Genomic DNA, 23,533 nt, shown 5'->3' on the forward strand with positions numbered 1-23,533 from the left:
TTAACCCCAGTTGTGGGATGACTGTCGCTTGCTGACATGTGAGTTTGTGGAAGGAAGAATCCTGCAGTGCCGCTTGAGCTCAGTCCCGGCTTGCCTCATACAGCTTATGCGCAAGATAGGTAGGGTGGACGAAGGCTGATGTCATATGGTCACCTTTGCCAACAATAAGGCGGTATTGACCAAGATGACTGCTCTGTGCGGGATGGAACCCGAAAGGCGTCTGCGGTAGTGCTATGTCGGACGTCAAAAAGAGATAACTCTTGGGGATCCCTAACTGATAAAAGGTCTTGAGCTTTAGTGGCTCAAAAAGAGGTCCGCCCGGCTCAGGCTTAACCTTCCTGTAGATATCTTTGGCCTGCCGCAAGGTGGCTGTGTTCACAAAGGTGTCTCGGAAGACGGGAAAGGGCAGATTGATCGTATGGTTGCCGGAGGCGTCCAGCAGCTGTTGGAATGCTTGCCGCAGTGGTGCCGGGAATTGATCGGCCACACTTTGCCCGTCAGGCACGACGAAGGCATCCCAGAAGACCAGACGCTGAATTCGCTCAGGTACCTGCTCTGCCACCTTTTGAATGACAGATCCCCCAAAGCTGTGACCGACGAGTATAAAATGCTTGAGACGTTTGTCCTTAATATATTTGACGACAGAGTCGGCGATTTGATCGTGAGTAACGCGGGGGTTATAGAGGCTGCCATGGCCAGCGTATTCAGGAGCATAGACCGTATGCCCTTGCTTGCGTAGAGCTTCAGCCGTCCGATCCCAAAAAGCAGCATCTGCCCATGCTCCATGGACGAGAACAAAGGTAAGTGTTTGCTGCTTCTGTGGCTTATGTGTATTATGCATTTCGGTTGCAGCTAACCCTTCCGGTTGCATTGCGGTGTTTCCCTCTGCCAAATGAGTATTGGAAAAGGGATTAACTTTGCTAGCGTCCACAGCTATGGCAGTTATAGCAGTTGCAGCAGTTGCAGCAGCGCTAGTTGCTCCTACAGGACATGTAGTGCTTATGCTAATCATTCCAGCCAATACTAGTGAACTCAGGATATATAGGGACCTTCTCATTCATTGAACCTCCTCATTATGGGCCAGTGGGGTCGAGCAGCTATTGGCTCTCAACCTGTCAACTGTGGTTCAATTCATTATTTGGATTTTCAGGTGTTTTTATGTGATGCTCTCAAGCGAAGCTTCCTCCCAGTAAAAGACATAAAGAAACCCAGAATCCACCCGCCAAAGCATACCGTTAATATCGTCCCCAGCCCAATAAGACCATGAAGTAGCAAAGCGAGAGATAGGAATAGAATATACACCAACGTTCGGGATAGCTGTATGTTCGTGTGAAGCAGCTTTTGAAGATTCAGGGTTAGTCGATCCACAGGGATTGGAGCCATGCGGGTAACCAAATATATTGCAGTGCCGAGTCCTGTGATAACTAGACCAGCGGCAAAGCACAGCAGCTGGTTAATCCACAGGCTCCATGGGTCAGGGGTAAGTATCTTCTCCAATCCCCATAGCCACATATCAATCCCGAGCCCTGTCAGAAAAGCACTCAGCAGTCCTAGTATTTCTGGCCTCCGTCTTTCCAGCCATGCATTGAATGCGATCAAAATAATAGCAATAATTAATTCCCAACTGCCTACCGTAAGTCCCACCTCTTGAGATAACCCAACAAGTAGCGCATCAAAGGGTGAGGCTCCCAGATTGGATTGAATGGTGAGAGAAACCCCAAGCGTAAGGATCATTATGCCGATTACAAACCAGATATATCGTAAGGTGCCTGCTCTACGCATATGTAGGGGAGAGCGTCTTCGTCATCAGCACGTGAGGAATACCGTCCTCCATGAAGACATCCGATGCTGTCCGATATCCTAGCTTCTGGTAGAAGCCTTCGGCCTGGGTCTGTCCATGGAGCTTCACCCGGGAGAGACCTTGTTCTCGCGCCACTTCCTCCAGTGCCTGAATGATCATCTTGCCAAGCCCATACTTGCGATAGGAGGAAAGGATACAGATACGCTCCAGCTTCCCCGTCCCGTCTACTTGCCGGACTCGGCCTGTTCCTACCGGAAGCAGTTCATGATATACCAATACATGCTCACATGAGCCATCCAATACATCGAACTCGTCAAATTCGTCCTCCAGGGGAACGCCTTGTTCAAGGACAAATACTTCCTTGCGAATGTTCATCACACGCTGCAGATCAAAGTCCTCTGTTATTCTCTTCACATTCACTTCGTGTTCATCCTCTCTGGATTTAGTACGCGCACCACGTCATAATAAAACTAGGTTGCAAGAAGAGTATATACGAAATGATTATTGTTGTAAATGCAATAAAAAACAAGGGGTGTGTGTATGCCAGAAATTCTCCGTGAAATCGGAATGATCGCAAGAGCATTAGACTCAATCAGCAATATTGAATTCAAGGAGTTTGAGTTAACCAAAGGACAGTACCTATATCTCGTGCGAATATGTGAGAACCCTGGAACGATTCAGGAGAAGGTAGCAGAGATGCTCAAGGTGGATCGTACGACAGCGGCTCGTGCCATAGCTAAGCTGGAGCTGCAAGGCTTCATTGAGAAGAGGGATGATGATAAGAATAAGAAGATCAAAAAGCTCTATCCCACGGAGAAGGGGACAAGTCTCTATCCTGTTTTGCGAAGAGAAGGGGAATATTCCAATAGCACGGCGCTTGCAGGCCTTTCCGAGGAAGAGACCCAGACGATTTATCGACTGCTGAAGCAGGTTCGGCATAACGTTGAGGTTGAATGGGAACATGTGAAAAAGGGGAACAAGCGGGAATATTAAGCGCTGCCGGAGGAGTTCCATGTCACAATGAAAAACCTGTGCTTCTGCTACAATGTTAGGGGAATGTGATAAACAGGGTGTATTCATGAGAAGGGGAAATATACATATGATAAAGATCAGGCCGTTAACAGAAGCTGATCTGGAACAGCATCTTCAATTATGCTATACGCTGGATCAGGAGAGCGAATTCATGCTGCTGGAGCCTGATGAGCGAACGACTTCAGTCGAGCAGCATCGATTCATCAACCAGCCATTGCTGGATGCTGAGCATTCAACCATTCTTGTAGCGGAGGACGAAGGGCGTCTGGTAGGTCATCTAGTTGCACGGGGCAGTGAATTGGCGCGGATTCGTCATAGTGCCTATCTGGTTATCGGTGTATTGCGTGAATACTCGAGCCAAGGGCTAGGCAGAGGAACTCCATTCGCATTCGTGGACAATACGTGGATGAATATTATATGGCTCGTATTTTTGTGGAGTAGGAGGTCTTGCTATGAAGTTTGCTCTCGTGCTGTTTGATGGGGTTACTTTCCTGGATTTCATAGGGTTTTATGATGTGATCACAAAACTACGGCATTTTGACATCACGAGGGACGCAACCTTTGATATTTGTGCCCGCCATACAGAGGTTCGTGATGAGCTCGGCCTTACCATCAAGATCGACAACGTCAATCCTGATCTGTCAGAATATGATGCTGTATTATTCCGGGTGGAATGGGTACACGCCAATTGCGGTATGATGAGGAGTTTGTAGCTTGGCTGAGGAAGGCCGAGCACGCGCAATATCTGATCTCTGTCTGTCAGGCTCTCTGCTGCTCGGGGCAGCTGGACTACTTCAGGATATTAAGGCAACTATTCATCCGCTGCAATATGCGTTGCTCGAACCCTATGTAAGCGAGGTTGTGCAGGCTAGAATCGTACAGGATGGGCGCGTAATCACAGCTGGCGGTGTATCCACCTCGATTGACCTTGGACTGTATATGGTTGAGTTACTACTGGGTAAGGAAGCGAAGGAGCAGGTGAAGCGAGGCATTGATTATCCCTACGAGACACAGGGAATTGTTGTAGAAGAAGCATGAACGATATTGAAAACAACAGCAGGAGGGAATTCGTTGCAACAACAATCTCCTGCTGTTGCGAATGACGTAGCCTACAACGAATCATGGTTAGCTATTGAGCTAAGGAGCTCCTCAATGAATTACAGCCCTGCGTTATCCTTCAGCTGCCAGCTGGTCTAGCTTGTGATATTTCCTGCCTGCTTGAGCCGCTTGGCGATTTCGTTGAATTCGTCCTTGGATATACCGGGGGCAAATTCTTCTTCCACTGCTGGAGCCTCTGGAATGGGAGCACCTGCTGGAACACCATGCACGACCTCCAATGTGGAGCCATCCTCAGGATGAGTACCTTTCCAGATCTGATCAATCGTTGTAAAATCCTTGTCACTCCACGTATACAGCTTCGTGTGTGTCCCTTTGTCCTCATACTTGCGTGCTTCATTGAAGGCTTTGTTGTTCAATGAGGGAATAGGCACCAGCTTTGTAACGTTGACCCCGGTAGCCACTTCAAGTGCCTTGGCATAAGCCACGACGTGAACGCCGCCACGGACCAGCAGGTAGCCGATGACTTCACGGGCCGCTGGATGGTCTGTCATCTCGTATACTTTCATCTTGTGGGTTCTGGCTCCGCATTCCAGGAAGAAGTTGTGGAGCAGATCCTCCACAAGGTTACCGCTATTGAAGACATAAGTACCGTTCCACGGGTTGCCCATTGAATCGACAGGCAAGGCTCCTTGGCCTCCGGCTAAGTAGTGGTAGGATAAGCGAGCATCCTTTACGCCGTCCAGCGGTGAGCGGTCGGGGTCCTGAAGGAAGGTAGATCCTTGCAGACATTTATTTATCGCGTGAGAGACAAGCTCGACATGGCCCAATTCCTCCGCGGTAATACTCATGATCAGATCATAGAAAGGTCTTAACTTTTCTTTGGAGCGGAAGTTGAACGACTGGAAGAGGTAGTTGTTCAGAGTCGACATTTCACCGAATTTCCCGCCAAGAAGCTCCTGTACCGCAGCAGCAGCATTAGGGTCTGGCTTTCCGACATTAGGAATTTCAATTGCAATCTCATCCATACGTTTGAACATCTTTGTGTAGCCTCCTTGTAGTTCTTTAATGAATTGGACTAATGCTTACCAATTAGACGCAGCGCTCATCATCCAGTTCAATCTGGCGTAACAGCTATCAGAGCAACGAGGATATACTTGTACATATACGTTATTTGGCAATTCGAATCAGGTTTTTCCAATAAGAGAGGGTGATTTACACCAAATCTTCAAAATTTTGAACCAGAGATGCGAATGTCTTTACAACACTTCCTGGTGGAGAATGAAGACAGCGAAGTCCAAAATTGCGATCTATGGAGCAGCCTGCATTTCATGCAGGGACGTATGCGCCATGAAGTGAGGGTGGATAATAACTGTCGATTGGCTGAGGTGTCGCGCGTGACCTTCTTTAAGCTTTTCCCGAATAAAGAAGATATACTCTTCTATTTTATGTGTTGAACTATTTTAAGCAGACTTTCTGATGACACAGTAGTACGGATCTTTGTAACACAACAAAATCCAGGGCTTAGCCCTGGATTTGCTACATTACAGCCCATATATTTCAGTTCGTTATACTTTGCAATGGTGATTATCATCAAATCATCCACAAAGGTGCCTACAAGTAGGTGCACTATGAATAGAAGGAGTTACTTTTTGCAGGTTCAATCTAGTTGTTGCTGTATGAGTCTACTTGGAAGGTAATAATCTTGTCGTAGATTAAGTAATCTTTGCGGCTTGTAAAAGGTCAAACGCCATTCATCGTGATGCAATGAATGGCGTCAGAGTCGTTTCTCTTGATGTCTTCTGAAATAAAATCAGAATAGGGGAAGCTGGTCCAGATTATTGGTCGGATCTCCGTCAGCATCACCGCGGATATAGGCATCCCCGTCTTTTCCCTTGAATACGTTGACCCCAGCGATGGCACCATTCTGAACCTCCTGCAGCGCTTGCTGATAATCCAATACGCGCCCGCTTGAGGTCTGAAATGCAGTCAGATCACCGTCACCGTTTTTTTGTACAGCGACGAAGGTCTCACGCGTATTTGTGTTTGATTGGAGTGGCTGCATGGACTGCGTAGTTTGAATAGGTTGATTAAGTTGGTTAGGTTGGTTAGGTTGGTTAGACTGCATGAGTCGAACAACTCCTTATCTTTTATAAGCTGATCTTGGCTATGCGTATCGTCCCCATATCGAAGGGGTACTATACCAAGTTCATTGAGTCCATCGGGCTCACCAACTCATCAACTCACCAAACCACCAAACCACCAAACCACCAAACCACCAAACCACAATAGGGTTTGTCGCTTCTTGATAATAGGCGAATCTAGTAAGATGTCTTAAGCCAGTTCTGCTTATCCCATGACACCTTTCCTGCACCTGCTCCGTTATTGCCGCTAAGCAGAGTCTTCAGCCCAGCAGGGTCCTCCGGACTGTAGCTATAAGGCAGTGAGGAGATGCCTGACCAGGAGAAGGGGATTACCGTTGCTGGTATAGGTGCTAATGGGCTGTTAGCCGTCTCGCTGCCTCCACGGAACGTCTGGCCGTTAAAGGTGTAGATGGTATCTACAGCCTTAATCTTGCCAGTGTATGTGGCATTCGATGCATTTTTCTGATTGTTGCGTAGCGGATACTGAATGCCAATGAGCTGTGATTTCTCGACAAGTACAGCTCCACCTTCGGTAGAGATTGCCCCGTTACTGGTAATGCCAAATTTATATCCTTTGGAGGAGATGGCACTTGCCATCGCAGGAATAATGATCTTGCTCGCCTGCTCTGCAGCGGAGCTATCTGCAACGACATTGTACACGTGTGCATTTCCGCCACGAAGACGAGGCAAGCGATCCTGCAGGTCTACATAATAATTATGATGCAGTGTAATGCTCAGATCAGGGTTATCTGACGCTAGCTCATTGGCACCGACGAGATGTCCTTTTTTCTGGGAGCTAGCCACGGCAATGATATCATTCTTGCTCAGACCAACAGCGCTGCTACGCAGATAATCGTACATGGGGTATGCGGAGCGATTGGCTTCCAAAGCGTTAATCTGCTGGGTTACCCAGCTATTAGAGGAACGGTCGTCCCCTTTGAAGAGGGACCACGACACAGTTACACCAGACGTTCCTTTTTTGGAATCAACTAACCCGTCGTAGGCTTTGTTGAAGGTACAGTGATCAATCCATACCTTGTCACTCTCTTCCACTGTGATATAGTCCCAGTCGTTCTTGTCATAATCACCCTTGCTGGACTCGTCCCATTCCCAGAGCTCATCGAATTCAAGGTTCCTGATGATGACGTTGGAACTCCGTTTGATCGTGAAGGCAGCATGCTTGATCTTGGAGCCGTTCGCAGAGAAGATGGTCAGTCCATCGAAGCCGTCAATGGTTACCTTACTGACTCCGGTCTGCAGCAGCACAGGATGGGTGAGAGGAGAGTTATGTGCAGCAAAAGGTGACTTTTTGGCATCGGTCGGCAGTTCATTCCAGCCCAGATTGAGGTCGTTCATAATCTCTACAACCTTGACGCCGGAGTTCTTCTTCAAAGCCGCAGCCAAATCTGAGGCCGTATACACTTTTTTATACAGCGTCGTATTGCTCTCGGCGACGATCCCGCCCCCGGTATTCCCGCTTGAGAAGCCCTTCAGATCATAGACGCTGTTGGCCCCGGTGAGAGTCAGGCTACTGGCATACACGTCCGCTGTAACTCCATTGATGGCAGGGGAATTGTTAACGTTTTCATAAATGGCATCATCAGCACCGACTGGTAGCACTACACTGAGAGATAAGACGGCAGCAAGGGCAGACGCGGTCAGCATGTTCCAATAGTTTTTCTTCATGTACGTACCTCATTTCATAGAGATTAAAAGAAGAAGGACGATCAGCCATCACAGATGGATTACCCCATCATTGGATGGATTGGCATAAGCATGCTCTGGTTGCAGCTGTATAAGCTGTGAACACGATCAATTCCGGACACCCCTCCTGTCGCCCTCAAGATATAGACCGTCTTATCTCGGTGCAAGACTTAGGCTGCTAACGTTCATGGCAACATCATATAGCAAAATCCCCAAGAATTGCAAGCGCTTTCTATGACTTATATTTACATTTTTCGAAGTTGCATATTCTGTGTGATTCAGCTGTAAATAAGCGCATATTAAATCAACCTGGTAGCCGATATACTTAGTAGACTTGTAATGTAAGCATGAGAAATGAGGATGGTGGATATGACAAATAAAGACGCGTCAAACAGCCTAGAGCATATGCTGAGCTCCTTAGCGGCAACTTTGCCATTGGTGCAGAGACTGATTCCTTCGGATGTAATGTTTGCCCTAACGGATCAAGAGAAATTTATATATTATCTGCCCGGAGAAAAGTTGGACATAGGCCTCAAGCTTGGGGTCCCGATTCCACCAACGGGAGGTATTCGAAAGGCTCTGGATACGAATAGTATGATTACAGTCAGTGTACCGGAGGAGGTCTACGGCTATCCCTTCAAATCGATATCCATGCCCCTCCATAATGAACACCAGCAATGTCTCGGTATTTTGACGATGGGAATCAGTCTGCACAACCAGTTAACGCTTGAAGGAGCCGCTGAGAAGCTGGCCGATAGCTCAACTGAAATTCGGGAATTGTCGGATGGCATAGCAGGAGCAGCCAATACACTGATGTCAGAGGTACATGTGCTGAATGAGCTGGGAGGTCAGGTGCTCACGGAGCTGGAGCGGGCTGACAGCATGCTTCGCTTCATTCGCAGTATCGCCGATAATTCACGTCTGCTCGGCATTAATGCAGCGATTGAGGCTGCCCATGCAGGAGAAGCTGGGCGAGGCTTCGGGATTGTGGCGAAGGAGATTCGTACGATGGCAGACTCAAGTAGTACTACGTCCAGTGAGGTGGAGGAGATGCTGACTTCTATTCATAGTCACATCCATGAGCTACGAGTCAAGCTCACTGCTTGCTCGGAGCTGAGCGGGAATCAGGCCGCAGGAACAGAGGAGATCGCTGCTTCCATGCAGCAGCTTGCAGCCTACGCCGAGAATATACGGGACATTGCCAAACGAATCTAAGTGGCAATTTTCTTAAATCCATCAAGCAACATTCATTCAACAATATATATGATTTGAAATGGTTCTAATTGTCTGTATATTGCATTTATAGTGTTACTAATCGAACTATGAAGAATGCAGATCTACATGAAATCACATTGTGGCTATATGCAACATATGCATATGGGAAAATGACGATGATGCTTCTTCGTTTTGTTTTATTTTGCAGACACGGTATGGAACTGAAAACAGGCCCCTCCGCTGGTATAGAGCGAAGAGCCTGTTTGTTTAGGTCGGTCTCATAGAAATCTGAAAGCTTAGTGGTACTCGTAATTATACGTTCGTAGGCTTCTTGGGACCCTGTTCAACCTCCAGAATATCCAGCAGGAACATGAAGATCGGGATACCGATAATCAACCCCCAGATGCCTAAATAATGCTCGGAGAAGATCAGAATCAAGAATGTGTAGAACATTGGCAGCTTAGTCTTATGGGCGTATAGTCGCGGATTCAGGAAGTACGTCTCTAGCGCGTGTACTGCCATGATCATCACGAAAGTCCAGACCACCAGCATGAAGCCGCCCACCTGAAAACCGATAATGCTGATCGGAATCAGAGAAATGATAACTCCTGCTACCGGAATCAGACTCAGCAGGAATACCATAATCGTCAATGCGAACAAATATGGATAGCCGAACAGCCACAGCCCGATCATCGTGAACACGGTATTGAACAGAGCTATCATCAGCTGAACCTCGATTACTTTACCGAAAGAGGATGTGAATCGTTGCCCGAAATATGCAAATTCTTTATAAGCCCAGCTAATTTTACTGGTACGGAATTTCTCGGTAAACTGGATGATCGTCTTTCTTTGCAGTAGATAGAAGAAGCTGAGAATGATAACGATCAGGATAATCTGCAGCCATTTACCGAGAGTAGTGATATAGGCTATGGCATTCCCAAGATAAGCTTGATAGTTAATATCGCCCTTCTCCAGTAGACTGATCAGATACCGTATGATCTCGTTATTGTGCGGTGTGTCCAGAAAATGACTAATGCTGCCAATGACGGCGATCAGCTGCGTAACCAGCTTGGGCATGTAATTGAATATCCCGTAAAGCAGCCCACCGACTAGCAGCAAATACAGGAAGATAATAACTAGCACCGGTGAGACGGGGAATAAACGACTGAGCTTCCGTGTGACAAGCTCCTGAAGGCGCCCCATGACGAATGTCACCAGAAAGAGCAAGAGTAGCAGGCTGAGCATATGTCTCAGGCTGACTAAGAGCAGCACGACCAACAGAAGAAATAATATTCTGCGGACCACTGCATTGGCAAAAAATACGCGCAACGTTTCCATAATGTGTTACTTCCCCCGTTTGCAAAAGACTGATCTCACGAGCTAACAGCTCGGAGCGATCCACAGTTAATACCTATGGATAATAACGCATGATGGCTCTTGTGAGAGACACCCTGTCATTCTGACATGGGTACAATGACTTGGTCATTGACACATGTGTTGACGCATGACATATGTATAGGACAGCTACACTAAGTATATACGAATCTGTAACCGAACAGTTTCCATTTTACCGCAAGACTTGTTCTATGTATATGAGCAGGCTGGTGAATCATCCCTTACAAAATCATATTATCGGTAGTATGTGCTCGGATTATGAGCTAATAACAGCTTCGTAAATCGAATCATGTGTTCTGAGTCTTCTGGTGGATTGGATCAGGGGACTGAGCCGAGCTGCTCGGATAATAAAAAACAAGGCAGTCTCCCCGGTAGAAAGACCTACCAAGGGGACTGCCTTACTGCGTTATTTTAAGAGTTACCTGAGAATTGATCTGCAAGTGTTATCCAAAAAACTGATATATAAGAACTGATCTATAAATGTTGTTCTATGTGATGATGGATGAATAGTCTGTCGCCCATGTATGGTACTTAATTAGTGGAGGTACCCGTAGTAGAGCCTGAGCCTGTGTTCGAATTAGAATCTGAGCTTGCGCCAGCCCCTTGAGATCTTGTTCTTCCACCACCAGGGCCGCCTTGGCCGCCGCCCATGCCACCAGGGCCACCCATGCCGCTGCGAGCTTCTGTGACTCCAGACTCGTTCACCCAGGTCACATTTCCTAATGCGGTAAACGCGACTACTTTAGTGCCGCCACTGTAAGTACCACCACTATACAGCCCATCCTTAGCTGTTCCGGTGGATGTACCGCCGGAGTAAAGCACGTAGGAACCGTCTGTCTTAAGCTCTGGAGAGCTGATGACGATGGATTGATAATTTTTGGCTGGGGCGAACGTCAGAATTGAGTTCCCGCTATTGTCCTCCAGGTGTACCAGAGTTCCCGCTTGCTGCTGTTCTGTAAAGGTCATCGAAATGGCATTCTGGCTGGAAGTATCAGAGATAGCTTGCGCCATGCCCGAGCTTCCGGCTGCTACCAGATATCCACCGCTCATCTCGAAGCTACCATCGTAATCCAGAGCGCCATTGCCATTAGAGGTAGGACCGTTGACAATGACGGTACCGCCTGTCATGTAGATGGAGCCGTTCGAATCCAGGCCATCACCATCGGCATTCACTGTCAATGTGCCGCCGTGAATATAGAGCGCATCATTGGTCGCCTGTCCCGGTCCACCAGGTCTGCTCATGGAAGAGGTGGAAGTGCTAGCTGAAGCAGATACATTACTGGTCGTTGCTAAGCTATCTGTACTTGTGTCTGCCATTAGATCTTCGGCGCCAGCTGCGTTAACACCATCATCGGAGGCTGTAATCCGTACATCGCCACCATTGAGGGTGATGATCGAGGCCTCCAACCCTTCATAGCTTTGTGTTACTTCGATGGTTCCACCATTAATGGTGAGCGCTGCATCGGCATGAAGTCCATCATCACCGGTAGCGAGGCTGAGCTGACCGTCATTCACGGTCAGGCTGCTATTGCTGTGCAATGCATCGTCCTTGGCATCAATGGTGAAGGAGCCGCCGTGAATCATCAGATCCGTGCCTGCCTTGAGGCCCTTCGCGCTGGTGCTTTCTGTGTCTTCCGTTGTCACCGTTGTACTTGTATTGCTGCTGTCTGTTGCTGTTCCAGCCTGACTATTGCCGTCGGGAGTAGGGTTGTCTGGGAGCCCCTCGGCAGGAGTGCCATCAGAAGGAGCACCTTCTGGAGGCGTGCCCATCTCCGGTGGAGTCATGCTGCTATCTCCAAAGTCGCCACCACCAAATCCATCTCGGCCCCCAGGCATTTGCTCTGTTTTCACTTCTGCATTGGCGCTGCCGCCACCTGTGACTAGCTGATATGTTCCATCTTCGATCACAAGCACTGTCTCAGCCTGGATGGCATCATGAGCGCTTCGGATATGATAGGTACCTGCCTGAATAGCGACGAAGCCTTTGTCTGCTTCGGTGTCATTGGTGGACTTGATCCCGTCATTCTCTGCCTCAATAGTAAAGGTACCGGCTTGAATCGCCACGAAATCCTTGCCCTTGATACCATTATTGGCTGCCTTCACGTTGAACTCTCCGCTGACGATTCGCAGCTCATCCTTGCTCGTGATCCCGTCATTGTAGTTTGCTGTCACATTCAGCTTGCCCGTTCCATTGAAGGTTAGATCTGCCTTGCTGAAGATCGCGGCATCCGGCTCGTCTGTTGCAGCATCAGCATACACATATTTAGCACCGTCAGTGACTGTATTTACTGTACCATCGGCAAGTGTAATGATGGCTTTGCCGGCTTTTTGCACGAAGATTCCGGCGCTATCCTCATTGTGTATGGTCACTCCGTTCAGGACGAGCTGTACCGTGCCTTTGTCAGCGGCATTGACGAGAATCTGTCCGTCACGCAGCTCCCCCTTTAGCACATAGGTACCAGCTTCGGTGATCGTTACTTGTCCAGCCTCAGCGCTTGCTCCGTTGCCGGAGATCGAGGCAGTCGTACCATTCATGGTGATCGTTGTTGCCTCACTTGCGGACCAGGTAGCTGTCTGATCTGCTGTATCGAAGCTCACGAGACTGGCGAAGGTAGCCTGATTCGTCTGGCTGGAGCTGGCCACCGCCGCGGCACTCACTTGAGAAACTGCTGCGCTGGAGGTAGCAGTTGCAGTGGTGCCTGTCGGCCCTCCGCAAGCTGTGACCAAAGCAGTAATCATTACAATAGACCAAAGTTTGCTGCCTGCAATTATTTTCTTCATCATTAATCTTCCTTTCAAGAATGAACTAGTGAAATGGAACAATACATGCGATTCGGGTTAAACAACAAATTTATTAATGGATAACAGTCGTTGAATAATGCTCACTTGGATAAAATCAATGGATCAATGAATTAATACTCGGCCATCGGTGTCGGATTCATCGTGAGTGAGAGGTCCAGATTTCCGTTGCGACAGCGAATGGCGTCCAGGAATTCCTTCTGGTTGGTAGCCGGATGGAGCGTGACTGCATACACCAGCTCATATAGACTGCCCAGCTCGGTTGTCTTGATTTTACGCAGCTCATAGCCGACATTGTACTGCTTGAACACTTCATCAAGCGCTTCTTCATAGCTGAGGTTCTCCGGTATGGTCACCTTCAGCAGCTTCTGCTGGTGCTTGCGGGCACCGAAGTTCACTTTACTAAGCACGAACATTAGCACACACAGAATCAGGGTGAATAGCACGGCGTATTCAAAAGCACCGACACCACAAGCTAGACCAGCTGCCATCGTGAACAGGACATAGGCAATATCCTTCGGATCACCAGGTGCGCTTCGGAAACGAATGATGGAGAAGGCTCCTGCCAGACTGAACGCCCGTGCAATATTGCTGCCAATGAGCAGTATGATGATGGCGACGATGACGGGCAGGATGACCATGGTTAAGGTAAAACTTTGAGAGTGGGCTCCTGTATTAGTCTTCATATAAGTCAGGCTGATGATGGCGCCTAATAGAATGGCAATGCCGATCGTTAATATGGATGTTCCCAGCGTCAGGGTGGAATCACTCACAGTGGAATTAAATAAAGTATCAAGCATATAAGACACGCTCCATTTCTCTTGGGTTATGCGGGATGTGCAGATCTGTCTCTGCCTGGCTGCCATTGCGCAGCATTTTCTTATACTCATTGCCATACTTGGAGAAGCTCGTCCGGTACAATCCGTGATCGGAGAGCATTCGGGAAAGCCACAGTGGCACAGTCTTCTCGGCCTTGACCTCCATCAGCCAGCGTCCGTCTTCTACAAGGGGAGCGCCATAATCGCCATCCTCCAATTTGAGGTCGAAGCGGCGACTGCGTATGTTGGTGTCGAAGGTGATACGCAGATCACGACTTCCCTTATCGAACAGGGCTTTACGCTCATAAGCCAGATAGACCTTGGGCTCCAGGTTGTACAAGCTTAGAAAATACTTGATCTCCTCCACAACCTGAGGGTTCATGTAATCAGCCAGGGCCGGAGCATTCCCGGTTCTTACGAACTCATACGCTTCATTCAGCTTCAAGGCAGTTCTGCGCTTGTTGACCAATCCGAACACCTTCTTCTTGATCTCCAGATACACCTTCGCATTGTCGGCAGGTACTCCGTAGGCTCGCAGACGAAGCTTTTCCTTGTATTTGGGCTTGGCAAGGCTGGTACGAATCAAGGTATTGCTGGGAGTATCGAAGTACAGATTACTGATGGAGTAGAACTCATGCTGCTTGTTGTAATCATCCAGCTCCATATACTGAAGCAGGTCGGTCAGTAATCTCTGATATGCGGTGTAGTCGAGCAGATATTTGCTTTCATAGCGGTTGAACACTTCAATAGCCATATGTAGTCAATCCTTTCTAATGGAAGTTGGTAGGTCAGGGATCGCCCAAGTGATGTATAGCTTGCTTGAGTTACCTGTAATGAATTGCGTCTATGCTGTGCGTTTGTGTTGTGATGCTGTCTTGCTTTGATATCTGTATCTTAGAGGTCGAACCTTTAATGAATCTTAAATATGTTTACATAGCGTTAATGTTTTTTTACCTTCATTTAATACAAACTATTAATCATCCTTTAACAGTTCCTTGTGATACTCTGATGCTTCCACACAAATAAATGGAACAGCCCGCTCAGCACAATCTAAATTAGAACATAAGCAAAAATGTAGATAAGCAAATAAGCAAATAAGCAAATTAAGCAGATAAACAGAAAGATATATTAACTTATCGAAGCTAGGAACATACGTACATCATTAAGGTATTTTCAAGGTTGCCTTGCTATAATGAATAGCAATACTGAAGGTGGAACTACAAAAATCAGTAATATAGTAAGTTGCAGGCCATTCACGAGGTGGACCGGGCAGAAAGGTCTTGTGATTCGTGCGAAGAAGATAATCGCCTCAAATAACCGTTGCGATAAATATAGACATAAAGGGTGACGAAGCATGAGAATATTGATAGCTGAGGATGAGCTACATTTAGCAGAGGCGGTATCTCAGATCCTGAAGAAGAATAACTATTCGGTGGATATGGTGCATGACGGTAGGGATGCGCTGGATTATGCACAGAGCGGCATTTATGATCTGCTGCTGCTGGACATCATGATGCCGAAGCTGGATGGTTTGACTGTACTGAAGACATTGCGGGCGAATGGAGAGCATACCCCGGTCATTCTGCTCACGGCCAAGGGAGAGCTCTCGGATAAGGTAAGCGGACTGGATTATGGGGCTGATGATTATATTGCCAAGCCATTCGCAACCGAAGAGCTGTTGGCCCGCATACGTGCAGCCTTACGACGCAAGGGGGAGGTCATCCCGGAGGATGCCATGAAATTCGGGGATATCGAGCTGAACAAAACGCATCTCAAGCTGATGGTCGAAGGCAAGGAAATCAAGCTCAACCTCAAGGAGGGAGAACTGCTGGAGCTGCTGATTACTCGCAAACAGGCGGTTACCTCGAAGGAACAGATCATCGAGAAGCTGTGGGGGTTCGATTCGGAGGTGGAGTACAACAATGTAGAGGTCTATATTTCTTTTTTACGCAAAAAACTGTCCTTCCTGCAATCCAGTGTACGGATCAGTACCATTCGGGGTGTAGGTTATGTACTTGAGGTGACGACCTAATGTTCAACAAGCTTAGAAATCGCTTCCTGCTTGTTAATCTGGTCTTCATATCTGTCATGATGCTTGTATCGTTCGCTACTATTTATATCATCACGTATCAGAACGTGTACCGGGACATTCGCATGGAGTTGTATCGTGTCTCGGATTTCTACCGAATGCCCGATGATCCTTCACATATGCCGGGTAATGGGAGTGGAGGAGGAGCGAGAGAGCCTGGAAATCGCGGCGCGCAAGGTAATGTGGACAGTGGGACTGGTGCAGCTGATCAGCCAACACGCCCAGCAGGGGGAAATGAATCTGGTGGTGGCATGCAGGGGGAGGGACCTCCACAGCGTTCTGTCTCTTTCATGATCCAGACCGATGTGGACCGACAGCAGACAAGTGTATCCTCCAAGCTGATCGACATGGAGGATTCCTTCTACACGGAAGCCCTTCAGACTGCTATCAAGCAGGGGCGCAATGAGGGCCAATTCAAGCTAAATGGAAATGTATGGATGTACACCTCGATGTCCAATGATACAGGACATATGTATGTGTTCATGGATGTGACCTCCCGTCAGGGAATACTGAACAATCTGATCTATACCTTCACACTGGTAGGATTGGTTATGCTTGTCGTGATTTATTTCCTGAGTCGGTATTTTGCCAATAGATCTATAGCGCCGGTGAAGGAAGCCTTCGAGAAGCAGAAGCAGTTCATTGCAGATGCCTCACATGAGCTCAAGACACCGCTTGCGGTGATTAACACGAATACGGATGTACTGCTTGCGAATTCCGAGGAGACGATTCAGTCTCAGGCGAAATGGCTGCATTACATCAAGTCCGAGACAGAGCGGATGGCCAAGCTGACGAATGATCTGCTGTATCTGACCGAGATGGAGCATTCGCGGCCTGATCTCATTCAGACGACCTTCAACATAAGTGAGGCCGTAGAGAATATTGTTCTCACCATGGAAGCGGTCATGTTCGAGAAGGATATCCGGCTTGAATATACGGTCGAGCCGAAGCTGACGGTGCATGGTAATCGTGAGCAGATCATCCAGGTGGTTCTAATCCTGCTCGATAATGCCATCAAGTATTCGCAGCCGAAGGGGATGGTGGAGGTGTCGCTCGCCAAGCAGCATAATGACGTAGTTCTGGCTGTGACCAATAGCGGAGAAGGGATTGCACCGGAGCATCTGGAGCGAATATTTGATCGGTTCTATCGGACAGACGCATCACGTAATCGCAAGCAAGGCGGATATGGACTGGGACTCGCGATCGCCCGATCGATCGTTAGACAGCACAAGGGAGAGATTTATGCCAAAAGCGTGCTCGGAGAGGGAGCTACCTTTTACGTCAAGCTCTCTTGAATATGCTGCTATAACGGCCTAACATAATCAAAGATGCTGGTGGATATGGAGAGGAAGGATAGACGATGAATGAATCATTTCGACAATGGCATAATCGCGCCATAACCCCTGAATATTATGAGTTCCTGCGAGAGCTGAACGAGGAAGAGGCGCTGGAACGGCGGGAGGAGCCAGAATTCGACCAGCACTGGTTAGCGGAGTTCGAGCGCATGGAGAAGTCTCGTGAACAGCTATCCGAGCAGGAGCTGGCTGCTATAGCTTCACTACGCGAGCAAGCCTTCAAGCAGTCTTATCGGGTCATGTCCAGTCCAGACGTATCAGCATATATCTCCGATGATCTGGAGCTCATCGCGATAAGCCTGCTGCTCGGAGAGACCTCATCATGGGCTCTACAAATGCTGAAGCTGTCCTATGACGAAGGCCAGTTCCCACCTCAAGAGACTTGAGTCCTCTGTACACTCCTGCCTTACACGGCAAGTGCTGGCAGATTCATTAGTGGACAGAATGAAGACATGAAATAGCGACAGTCAGGGACGAGAGAACAAAGTCCCGAGCGGTCGCTATTTTCATTGAACCAGCGTGCTATATTAGCGCAATACAGAAGGATATAGACTTCATTCTTTACTGCTCAAAATGGCGGATACAGTTATGAATACTTTCTCTACGCCTTCCCAACAGTGGGCGAATAGAATACGTCACAATGCATATGCCGAATTTTGTCCCAAGTGGCGGGATTGGTTACGTCCGGGGCCCGATTCTCCAGGATGGCCTGGTACAGGGAGGTCTTCTCTTCCAAGTGGGCTACGCGCTGCTTGGCTTCTTCGAGCTGAAGGAGTGCCGATTCTCTTTGTTCCATCATGATTTCGAAGCGCTGCGCAATCGTGGCATCCCCTTCAATACAGAGATCAACGTACAACTTGATGACCTCGATCGGCATTCCGGATTGCTTGAGGCATTTGACACCATACAACCAGTTGATGGATTCTCCATCGAACAGGCGGATATTATTCTCATCGCGCTGTAAGCTTGGCACCAGCCCTTTATCTGTGTAAAAACGTACAGCATGCTCGGTGAGCCCCGTAATCCGTGCCGCTTCTTTGACGGTATGCATATGTAATCCTCCTTAATAAAATATTCGATTGACTTAGTGTAACACGAAGGTAATAAGCTTAGTGTAATGCAAAACGGCTGGAAGCGTAAATCACCTACTGTGATGTCCGGTTCTAGTGAATGATGGCCGTTTATCATTATACATTTGAGCCATGGGAGGAAATACAATGCAAACAGTAACATTGAACAACGGTGTGAAAATGCCGATTATCGGCTTTGGTGTCTACCAGGTTCCCGATGCGGAGGAGTGCGAGAACGCGGTATACGAAGCGTTGATGGCCGGTTACCGCCTGATCGACACCGCTGCTGGTTATCTGAACGAAGAGGCGGTGGGACGCGCGATTAAGCGCAGCGGTGTACCGCGTGAGGAGCTGTTCATTACGACCAAGCTCTGGATTCAGGATGCCGGCTATGAGAGTACCCAGCTGGCGTTCTCCAAATCCTTGAACAAACTGCAGCTGGATTATCTGGATCTGTACCTGATACACCAGCCGTTCGGCGATTACTACGGTGCTTGGCGGGCTATGGAAGAGCTGTACCGTGAAGGCAAAATCAAGGCGATCGGTGTCAGTAACTTCCTTCCCGACCGTCTGATGGACCTCATCTTGCATAACGAAATCGTACCTGCCGTCAATCAGGTGGAAACGCACCCGTTCTACCAGCAGTATGAGAGCGCTGATTTTATGAAAGAGCAGGGAGTGCAGCATCAGTCTTGGGCACCGTTCGCTGAAGGGCTTAACAATATGTTCGGCAACGAGGTGCTAACCTCCATCGCAGCGCAGCACAACAAGTCCGTGGCCCAGGTCGTGTTGCGCTGGCTCGTTCAGCGTGATATCGTTGTTATCCCTAAATCGGTGCGTAAGGAGCGAATCGTCGAAAACTTCAACATTTTCGATTTTGAGTTGAGCGCGGACGATATTGAGCAGATTTCAGCACTCGATACGCGGGAAAGTCTTTTCTTTTCGCACCACGATCCGAAATTCGTCAAGATGTTGGGCACCTTGAGAGTGGATCTGTAGCAACTTAGCGTGAACCGTTCACTTATCACGTGTTGACCACAGCTCTATAATGAAGGGAAAGGGCAGGATGGTCATGCTGATCATCTTTTGTCCTTTCTTTATATTCAGTGGGTTCTATTTCCAAGTTACAGGTCATAGATATGGAATTGTAGCCCATGACCAGCAGGCCTGTTCATGCTCCCTGTCGCGGAGCGTGGATGGGCCTTGCATGTTCAAGCACAGGCTCACGGTATGGAAGCCAGGGCTCATCACCGAAGGAGCGAGAGAATATGAACAAATATATGTTGAAGATCGCCACCTTCAGCTTGCTGTTAGGCGCTGTCCCGACGATTGTGATCGGGATTTTTTTATATTATGCTGCTGCGCGTGATATGGAAGAGAAGGTGAATCAAAGCAACGTTCATCTGCTGAACCAGACGCAGATGCGAGTGGAGCAACTGCTTAGATCCATGGAGAATGCAGCCCTGCAATTCGAGAAATCCACGCAATTCAATACGGTCATGAAGCAGCAGCTCACAAGCAAGGATTTCGTTGAGGTGAGGAAGCTCATGCTGGAGATGTTCAATTTACAAAGCCAGGCTGTACTGAATCAGGTCCAACTAATCAATCTTGAACACGAGTGGAAGGTGGATCTCTATGGGCTGAAGCAGCTGGAGCCTGGAGAAGCGGAGCAGCGCTGGGGTGACATACTGAGCAGAAAGGACAATATCTTGTGGAATACAGAGCCGAGAACATCCGCAGTTGCACCTACAGCCGCTCTTACAGCCACTCTTACAGCCACACCTACACCCACGGCATATCTTTCTCCTTCATCAGGCTCGGATGACTTGACCGATACGACAATGACAACAACTGTACCCAATGAGCCAAGGCCAAACTCCACCAATACTCCGGGTATTACAAATCCCATAGATGCCCCAAACAACACAGTTACCCAAGGCATCTCAAGTAGCGGAGTCACATTTCGTAACGAACCCATGATCAAGCCCGCAGATCCCGATGAAATCACAGTTACGGCCTCCGCCCCATCGGATACGCTGCAGCTCATTCATAAGATCCCGCTCCAGCCAAAGCGGCACACGAGTCCTACAGGAATGCTCATCCTGGAGATCAATAAGGACGAGCTGCGTAGCATGTTAATTCCGAACCATCCGCTTACACGCCAGTTCATTATCAATCGTCAAGGTGAAGACCTGCTGTCAACTGGCGCTGACGCGGAGGAGTACGGCGGCATTAACCGCAGAATTGCCGCTGAGCAGGCACGTACGGCTGCCCTTCATGGCACATTCCTAGCGAATATCCATGGAGATGAGGTCCGCGTTATATATAACAGCTCCGAATATAATGGCTGGTCCTATGTGTCTCTCGTCTCACCGAAGCAAGTGACTGAGGAGACGCGCAAGATGGCTGTATTGACAGTAACTACGTGCTTACTGCTGCTCATCACTGTGCTGGCTTTTGCATTGCTAGGAAGCCGGAAGATGTATCGTCCGATCCACAGGCTGTTCCATGCAGCCATGAGCCTGGATCGACGCTCCCATGATGAGCACGGAAAGAGAAGAATGGACGAGCTTGATTTTATTCATAGCAGCCTGCATTTCCTGGCGCGAACCAATGAAGAGCTGGACCAGCAGATGCGAGCGCAGGTGAATTATTTACGAGAGTTCTATGTGCTTAAGCTATTCACGGGTCAAATGTCTGGGGAGCAGGAGCAAGGACAGGCAGAGCGATACGGCTTTCCCTCAGACTGGAGGCGTCTTGGTGTCCTTGCCTTGGAGATTGATAACCTGCAGAAGACGCGCTTCCAGGAGGAGGATCGGGAGTTGCTGCTGTTTGCAATCAGCAATATCGTTGCGGAGCTGCTACCAGAACGAGAACGATTCACGCCCATCAGTGTATACCAGTCTCAGGTGACTTTGCTAACGTCCGATTCCGACGATGTAGCCGTCTGCCGGGAGCAGTTCCTACACAGCGCTGAACGGATCAGGGAGCAGGTGAAGCATTATCTGGGCCTGCAGGTGAGCATAGGCATCAGCTCGTCTTTCAGCAAACTCTCTGATACCGTAAGAGCCTACGAGGAGAGTACCTCTGCTTTATCCCTTCGCTTTCGTCTCGGTGCCGACATCGTCGTTCATTTCGAGGATGTAGAGAAGAACGGAGAGAGCCAAACAGCGATTTACACCCATCTTCGAGCCCTGGAGGATCGCTTGATCGGTTTTCTGCGGGAGCAAAGATTAGAGCCGGCTCAGGAGGTATTCGAGCAATATCTGGGAGAGATTCTGGGCAAGGGTGAGCTGCTTCGTCAGCGTCATTTGCTGCTGCTGCAACTGGCCTCCAAGATTCTGAAGATGGTGCAGGAGCAGGGGATATCCACACTCACCGTGCTGGAAAGTGAGCGCACCTTGAAGCAGCTATTTCGTCTTCAGACCAAGGAGGAGATCGTCCACTGGTTCCATACGAAGCTGTTTGAGCCGATACGCACGGTGCTATCTGAAAGGACAGAGGGACAATTCGTCAATATCGCGCACAAGATGGTCAGCATCATTCATGAGCAATTCGATCAGGATATTTCGCTGGACTATTGTGCTACGGTCATGAGCTTTCATCCGGTCTATCTGAGCCGAGTGTTCAAGAGAGAGGTCGGCAGTACCTTCAGTGAATATCTGCTCGCATATCGAATGAATCAGGCCAAGGTGATGCTGGATACGACGGATATGAAAATTGCCGAGATCGGCAACAAGGTCATGTATACGAATATTAGCGCCTTCATTCGCGCCTTCCGCAAGGCCTTCGGCATGACGCCAGGACAATACCGGGATAAAGGAAGCTAGGGGAGCTAGGAGAGCTAGCGATTATTCTGCATGACCCTAGCATGCTGAAAGTTTAAATAGGGCACACTCCTAGGTCATTTCCGGCACAATGCATGCCAGAGAGTGCTACTGCGAGGGGTCTTCCCATGAAGTCATGAACGGCGTATAGACGTACATAGGGGGAACAAGAAATAATTGAAACTGCAATCGCTTACAAATAACCTCGGCGAAGCAGGAGGGGGAGTCAATGAAATGAATGCGAGTGAAGCGCTGAACGGCAGTAGACCATCAATTCGACGTGATCTTCGCAGACAGAAGCGGCAGCAGCTGATCAAGGATCTGGTCCGGGATAAATGGATGTATCTGATGCTGCTCCCAGGTGTGCTGTATTTTGTTATTTTCAAATATGTACCCATGTACGGCATCTCTATGGCTTTTCAGGACTACAGACCGCATTTGGGCTTCTTTGGTAGCCCGTGGGTGGGGTTCAAGCATTTCGAACGCTTTTTCAGTGAGCCACAATTCTGGATGCTGTTCCGCAATACGTTCATTTTGGCACTGTACAATCTGATTTTCTTTTTCCCGCTGCCGATCATCCTTTCTCTCATGCTCAATGAGGTGCGGCATCATCGTTTCAAGCGTTTTGTGCAGACCTTTATTTACATTCCGCATTTCGTGTCTTGGGTGGTGGTCGTCGGGATCTTCTATATTCTGTTCACGACCGAGAACGGGATTCTGAATGAGCTGATCTATCGCCTTACGGGTGACAAGATCGCCTTCCTGCTGGAGGCAGATTGGTTCCGAACGATGATTATTTCGCAGTCGATCTGGAAGGAAGTAGGCTGGGGGACGGTAATCTTCCTGGCTGCACTTGCAGGAGTCGATCTGCAGCAATATGAAGCAGCTCGCATTGATGGAGCCAGCAGATGGCGCCAGCTCTGGCATATTACATTGCCTGCCATTCGCAGCACGATCGTGATTCTGCTGATTCTGCGACTGGGGAACTTTCTGGATACGGGCTTCGAGCAGATCTTCCTGATGATTGCCCCTACCAACCGGGAGGTCGGGGATGTATTCGATACGTATGTCTACACCAAGGGTATGACTCAGGCACAGTACAGCTACAGTGCTGCTGTCGGTCTATTCAAATCGCTGGTTGGGCTCATTCTGGTATTGGGGGCTAACTGGCTTGCCAAGAGGTTCGGTGAAGAGGGCGTGTACTAAGTGTACTCAGTGTACTCATTGA

General features: G+C 48.6%; 22 protein-coding genes. 11 read left to right on the top strand and 11 right to left on the bottom strand.

What is annotated here, in order from left to right:
• Positions 1-79: 79 nt before the first annotated feature.
• The 3 genes from MKX74_RS11115 to MKX74_RS11125 all read right to left on the bottom strand — a co-directional run bounded on the left by MKX74_RS11115 (position 80) and on the right by MKX74_RS11125 (position 2,221).
• Positions 80-841 carry an alpha/beta fold hydrolase gene (locus MKX74_RS11115; RefSeq protein ID WP_341178380.1) on the bottom strand — a complete coding sequence of 254 codons (762 nt, stop codon included), beginning with the start codon at positions 839-841 and terminating at the stop codon, positions 80-82.
• Between the two features lie 305 nt (positions 842-1,146).
• Entirely contained in the window at positions 1,147-1,782 is a 636-nt protein-coding gene (locus MKX74_RS11120; protein ID WP_341178381.1) for a YczE/YyaS/YitT family protein, read from the bottom strand.
• On the bottom strand, positions 1,775-2,221 hold the full coding sequence (locus MKX74_RS11125; RefSeq protein ID WP_341178382.1) for a GNAT family N-acetyltransferase: 447 nt from the start codon (positions 2,219-2,221) through the stop codon (positions 1,775-1,777). The genes MKX74_RS11120 and MKX74_RS11125 overlap by 8 nt, the downstream gene beginning before the upstream one ends.
• Positions 2,222-2,341: 120 nt before the next feature.
• Here MKX74_RS11125 and MKX74_RS11130 point away from each other — a divergent pair, with 120 nt between their 5' ends.
• The 4 genes from MKX74_RS11130 (at position 2,342) to MKX74_RS11145 (ending at position 3,871) form a co-directional block, all read left to right on the top strand.
• Entirely contained in the window at positions 2,342-2,794 is a 453-nt protein-coding gene (locus MKX74_RS11130) for a MarR family winged helix-turn-helix transcriptional regulator (protein ID WP_028589187.1), read from the top strand.
• A gap of 106 nt (positions 2,795-2,900) precedes the next feature.
• On the top strand, positions 2,901-3,311 hold the full coding sequence (locus MKX74_RS11135; protein ID WP_341178383.1) for a GNAT family N-acetyltransferase: 411 nt from the start codon (positions 2,901-2,903) through the stop codon (positions 3,309-3,311).
• Positions 3,286-3,546, top strand: coding sequence for a hypothetical protein (locus tag MKX74_RS11140; protein ID WP_341178384.1), 261 nt, complete (start codon positions 3,286-3,288; stop codon positions 3,544-3,546). Before MKX74_RS11135 ends, MKX74_RS11140 begins: the two co-directional genes overlap by 26 nt.
• A gap of 1 nt (position 3,547) precedes the next feature.
• A complete protein-coding gene (locus MKX74_RS11145) occupies positions 3,548-3,871 on the top strand; it encodes a hypothetical protein (protein WP_341178385.1) in 324 nt (107 codons plus the stop codon).
• 155 nt (positions 3,872-4,026) lie between these two features.
• Here MKX74_RS11145 and MKX74_RS11150 read toward each other — a convergent pair whose 3' ends face one another.
• The 3 genes from MKX74_RS11150 to MKX74_RS11160 all read right to left on the bottom strand — a co-directional run bounded on the left by MKX74_RS11150 (position 4,027) and on the right by MKX74_RS11160 (position 7,719).
• Complete coding sequence (locus MKX74_RS11150; protein WP_028589185.1) at positions 4,027-4,929, bottom strand: manganese catalase family protein; 903 nt, start codon at positions 4,927-4,929, stop codon at positions 4,027-4,029.
• 773 nt (positions 4,930-5,702) lie between these two features.
• A complete protein-coding gene (locus MKX74_RS11155; RefSeq protein ID WP_341180560.1) occupies positions 5,703-5,954 on the bottom strand; it encodes a DUF3892 domain-containing protein in 252 nt (83 codons plus the stop codon).
• 256 nt (positions 5,955-6,210) lie between these two features.
• Entirely contained in the window at positions 6,211-7,719 is a 1,509-nt protein-coding gene (locus tag MKX74_RS11160; protein ID WP_341178386.1) for a pectate lyase family protein, read from the bottom strand.
• A gap of 387 nt (positions 7,720-8,106) precedes the next feature.
• Here MKX74_RS11160 and MKX74_RS11165 point away from each other — a divergent pair, with 387 nt between their 5' ends.
• Entirely contained in the window at positions 8,107-8,952 is an 846-nt protein-coding gene (locus MKX74_RS11165) for a methyl-accepting chemotaxis protein (protein ID WP_341178387.1), read from the top strand.
• A 312-nt stretch (positions 8,953-9,264) separates the two neighbouring features.
• Here the strand turns inward: MKX74_RS11165 and MKX74_RS11170 are convergent, their stop codons facing one another.
• The 4 genes from MKX74_RS11170 to MKX74_RS11185 form a co-directional block, all read right to left on the bottom strand.
• A complete protein-coding gene (locus tag MKX74_RS11170) occupies positions 9,265-10,290 on the bottom strand; it encodes an AI-2E family transporter (protein WP_341178388.1) in 1,026 nt (341 codons plus the stop codon).
• A 588-nt stretch (positions 10,291-10,878) separates the two neighbouring features.
• Positions 10,879-13,131: a carbohydrate-binding domain-containing protein gene (locus MKX74_RS11175; protein ID WP_341178389.1), complete on the bottom strand. Its 2,253-nt coding sequence runs from the start codon at positions 13,129-13,131 to the stop codon at positions 10,879-10,881.
• Positions 13,132-13,259: 128 nt separating this feature from the next.
• The gene (locus tag MKX74_RS11180) at positions 13,260-13,946 is read right to left on the bottom strand and encodes a DUF4956 domain-containing protein (protein WP_018883134.1); all 687 of its coding nucleotides are present in this window, start codon (positions 13,944-13,946) and stop codon (positions 13,260-13,262) included.
• The gene (locus MKX74_RS11185) at positions 13,939-14,718 is read right to left on the bottom strand and encodes a polyphosphate polymerase domain-containing protein (RefSeq protein WP_341178390.1); all 780 of its coding nucleotides are present in this window, start codon (positions 14,716-14,718) and stop codon (positions 13,939-13,941) included. Before MKX74_RS11185 ends, MKX74_RS11180 begins: the two co-directional genes overlap by 8 nt.
• A gap of 600 nt (positions 14,719-15,318) precedes the next feature.
• On the opposite strand from MKX74_RS11185, the gene MKX74_RS11190 reads away from it, so the two are divergent.
• The 3 genes from MKX74_RS11190 to MKX74_RS11200 all read left to right on the top strand — a co-directional run bounded on the left by MKX74_RS11190 (position 15,319) and on the right by MKX74_RS11200 (position 17,794).
• A complete protein-coding gene (locus tag MKX74_RS11190) occupies positions 15,319-15,996 on the top strand; it encodes a response regulator transcription factor (RefSeq protein ID WP_341178391.1) in 678 nt (225 codons plus the stop codon).
• On the top strand, positions 15,996-17,348 hold the full coding sequence (locus tag MKX74_RS11195; RefSeq protein ID WP_341178392.1) for a sensor histidine kinase: 1,353 nt from the start codon (positions 15,996-15,998) through the stop codon (positions 17,346-17,348). Before MKX74_RS11190 ends, MKX74_RS11195 begins: the two co-directional genes overlap by 1 nt.
• Positions 17,349-17,413: 65 nt before the next feature.
• Positions 17,414-17,794, top strand: a complete 381-nt coding sequence (locus MKX74_RS11200) for a hypothetical protein (RefSeq protein ID WP_341178393.1) — start codon at positions 17,414-17,416, stop codon at positions 17,792-17,794.
• A gap of 215 nt (positions 17,795-18,009) precedes the next feature.
• Here MKX74_RS11200 and MKX74_RS11205 read toward each other — a convergent pair whose 3' ends face one another.
• Complete coding sequence (locus MKX74_RS11205; RefSeq protein WP_341178394.1) at positions 18,010-18,459, bottom strand: MerR family transcriptional regulator; 450 nt, start codon at positions 18,457-18,459, stop codon at positions 18,010-18,012.
• Positions 18,460-18,625: 166 nt separating this feature from the next.
• Here MKX74_RS11205 and MKX74_RS11210 point away from each other — a divergent pair, with 166 nt between their 5' ends.
• The 3 genes from MKX74_RS11210 (at position 18,626) to MKX74_RS11220 (ending at position 23,511) form a co-directional block, all read left to right on the top strand.
• Positions 18,626-19,477: an aldo/keto reductase gene (locus tag MKX74_RS11210; protein ID WP_341178395.1), complete on the top strand. Its 852-nt coding sequence runs from the start codon at positions 18,626-18,628 to the stop codon at positions 19,475-19,477.
• A gap of 269 nt (positions 19,478-19,746) precedes the next feature.
• Positions 19,747-22,308 (top strand): helix-turn-helix domain-containing protein, encoded by a 2,562-nt coding sequence (locus MKX74_RS11215; RefSeq protein ID WP_341178396.1) that lies wholly within the window; start codon positions 19,747-19,749, stop codon positions 22,306-22,308.
• Positions 22,309-22,644: 336 nt separating this feature from the next.
• On the top strand, positions 22,645-23,511 hold the full coding sequence (locus MKX74_RS11220; protein WP_404821466.1) for an ABC transporter permease: 867 nt from the start codon (positions 22,645-22,647) through the stop codon (positions 23,509-23,511).
• Positions 23,512-23,533: the final 22 nt, after the last annotated feature.

It is taken from the genome of Paenibacillus sp. FSL K6-1230, from assembly GCF_038002385.1.
In the GTDB taxonomy this organism is placed as follows: domain Bacteria; phylum Bacillota; class Bacilli; order Paenibacillales; family Paenibacillaceae; genus Paenibacillus; species Paenibacillus massiliensis.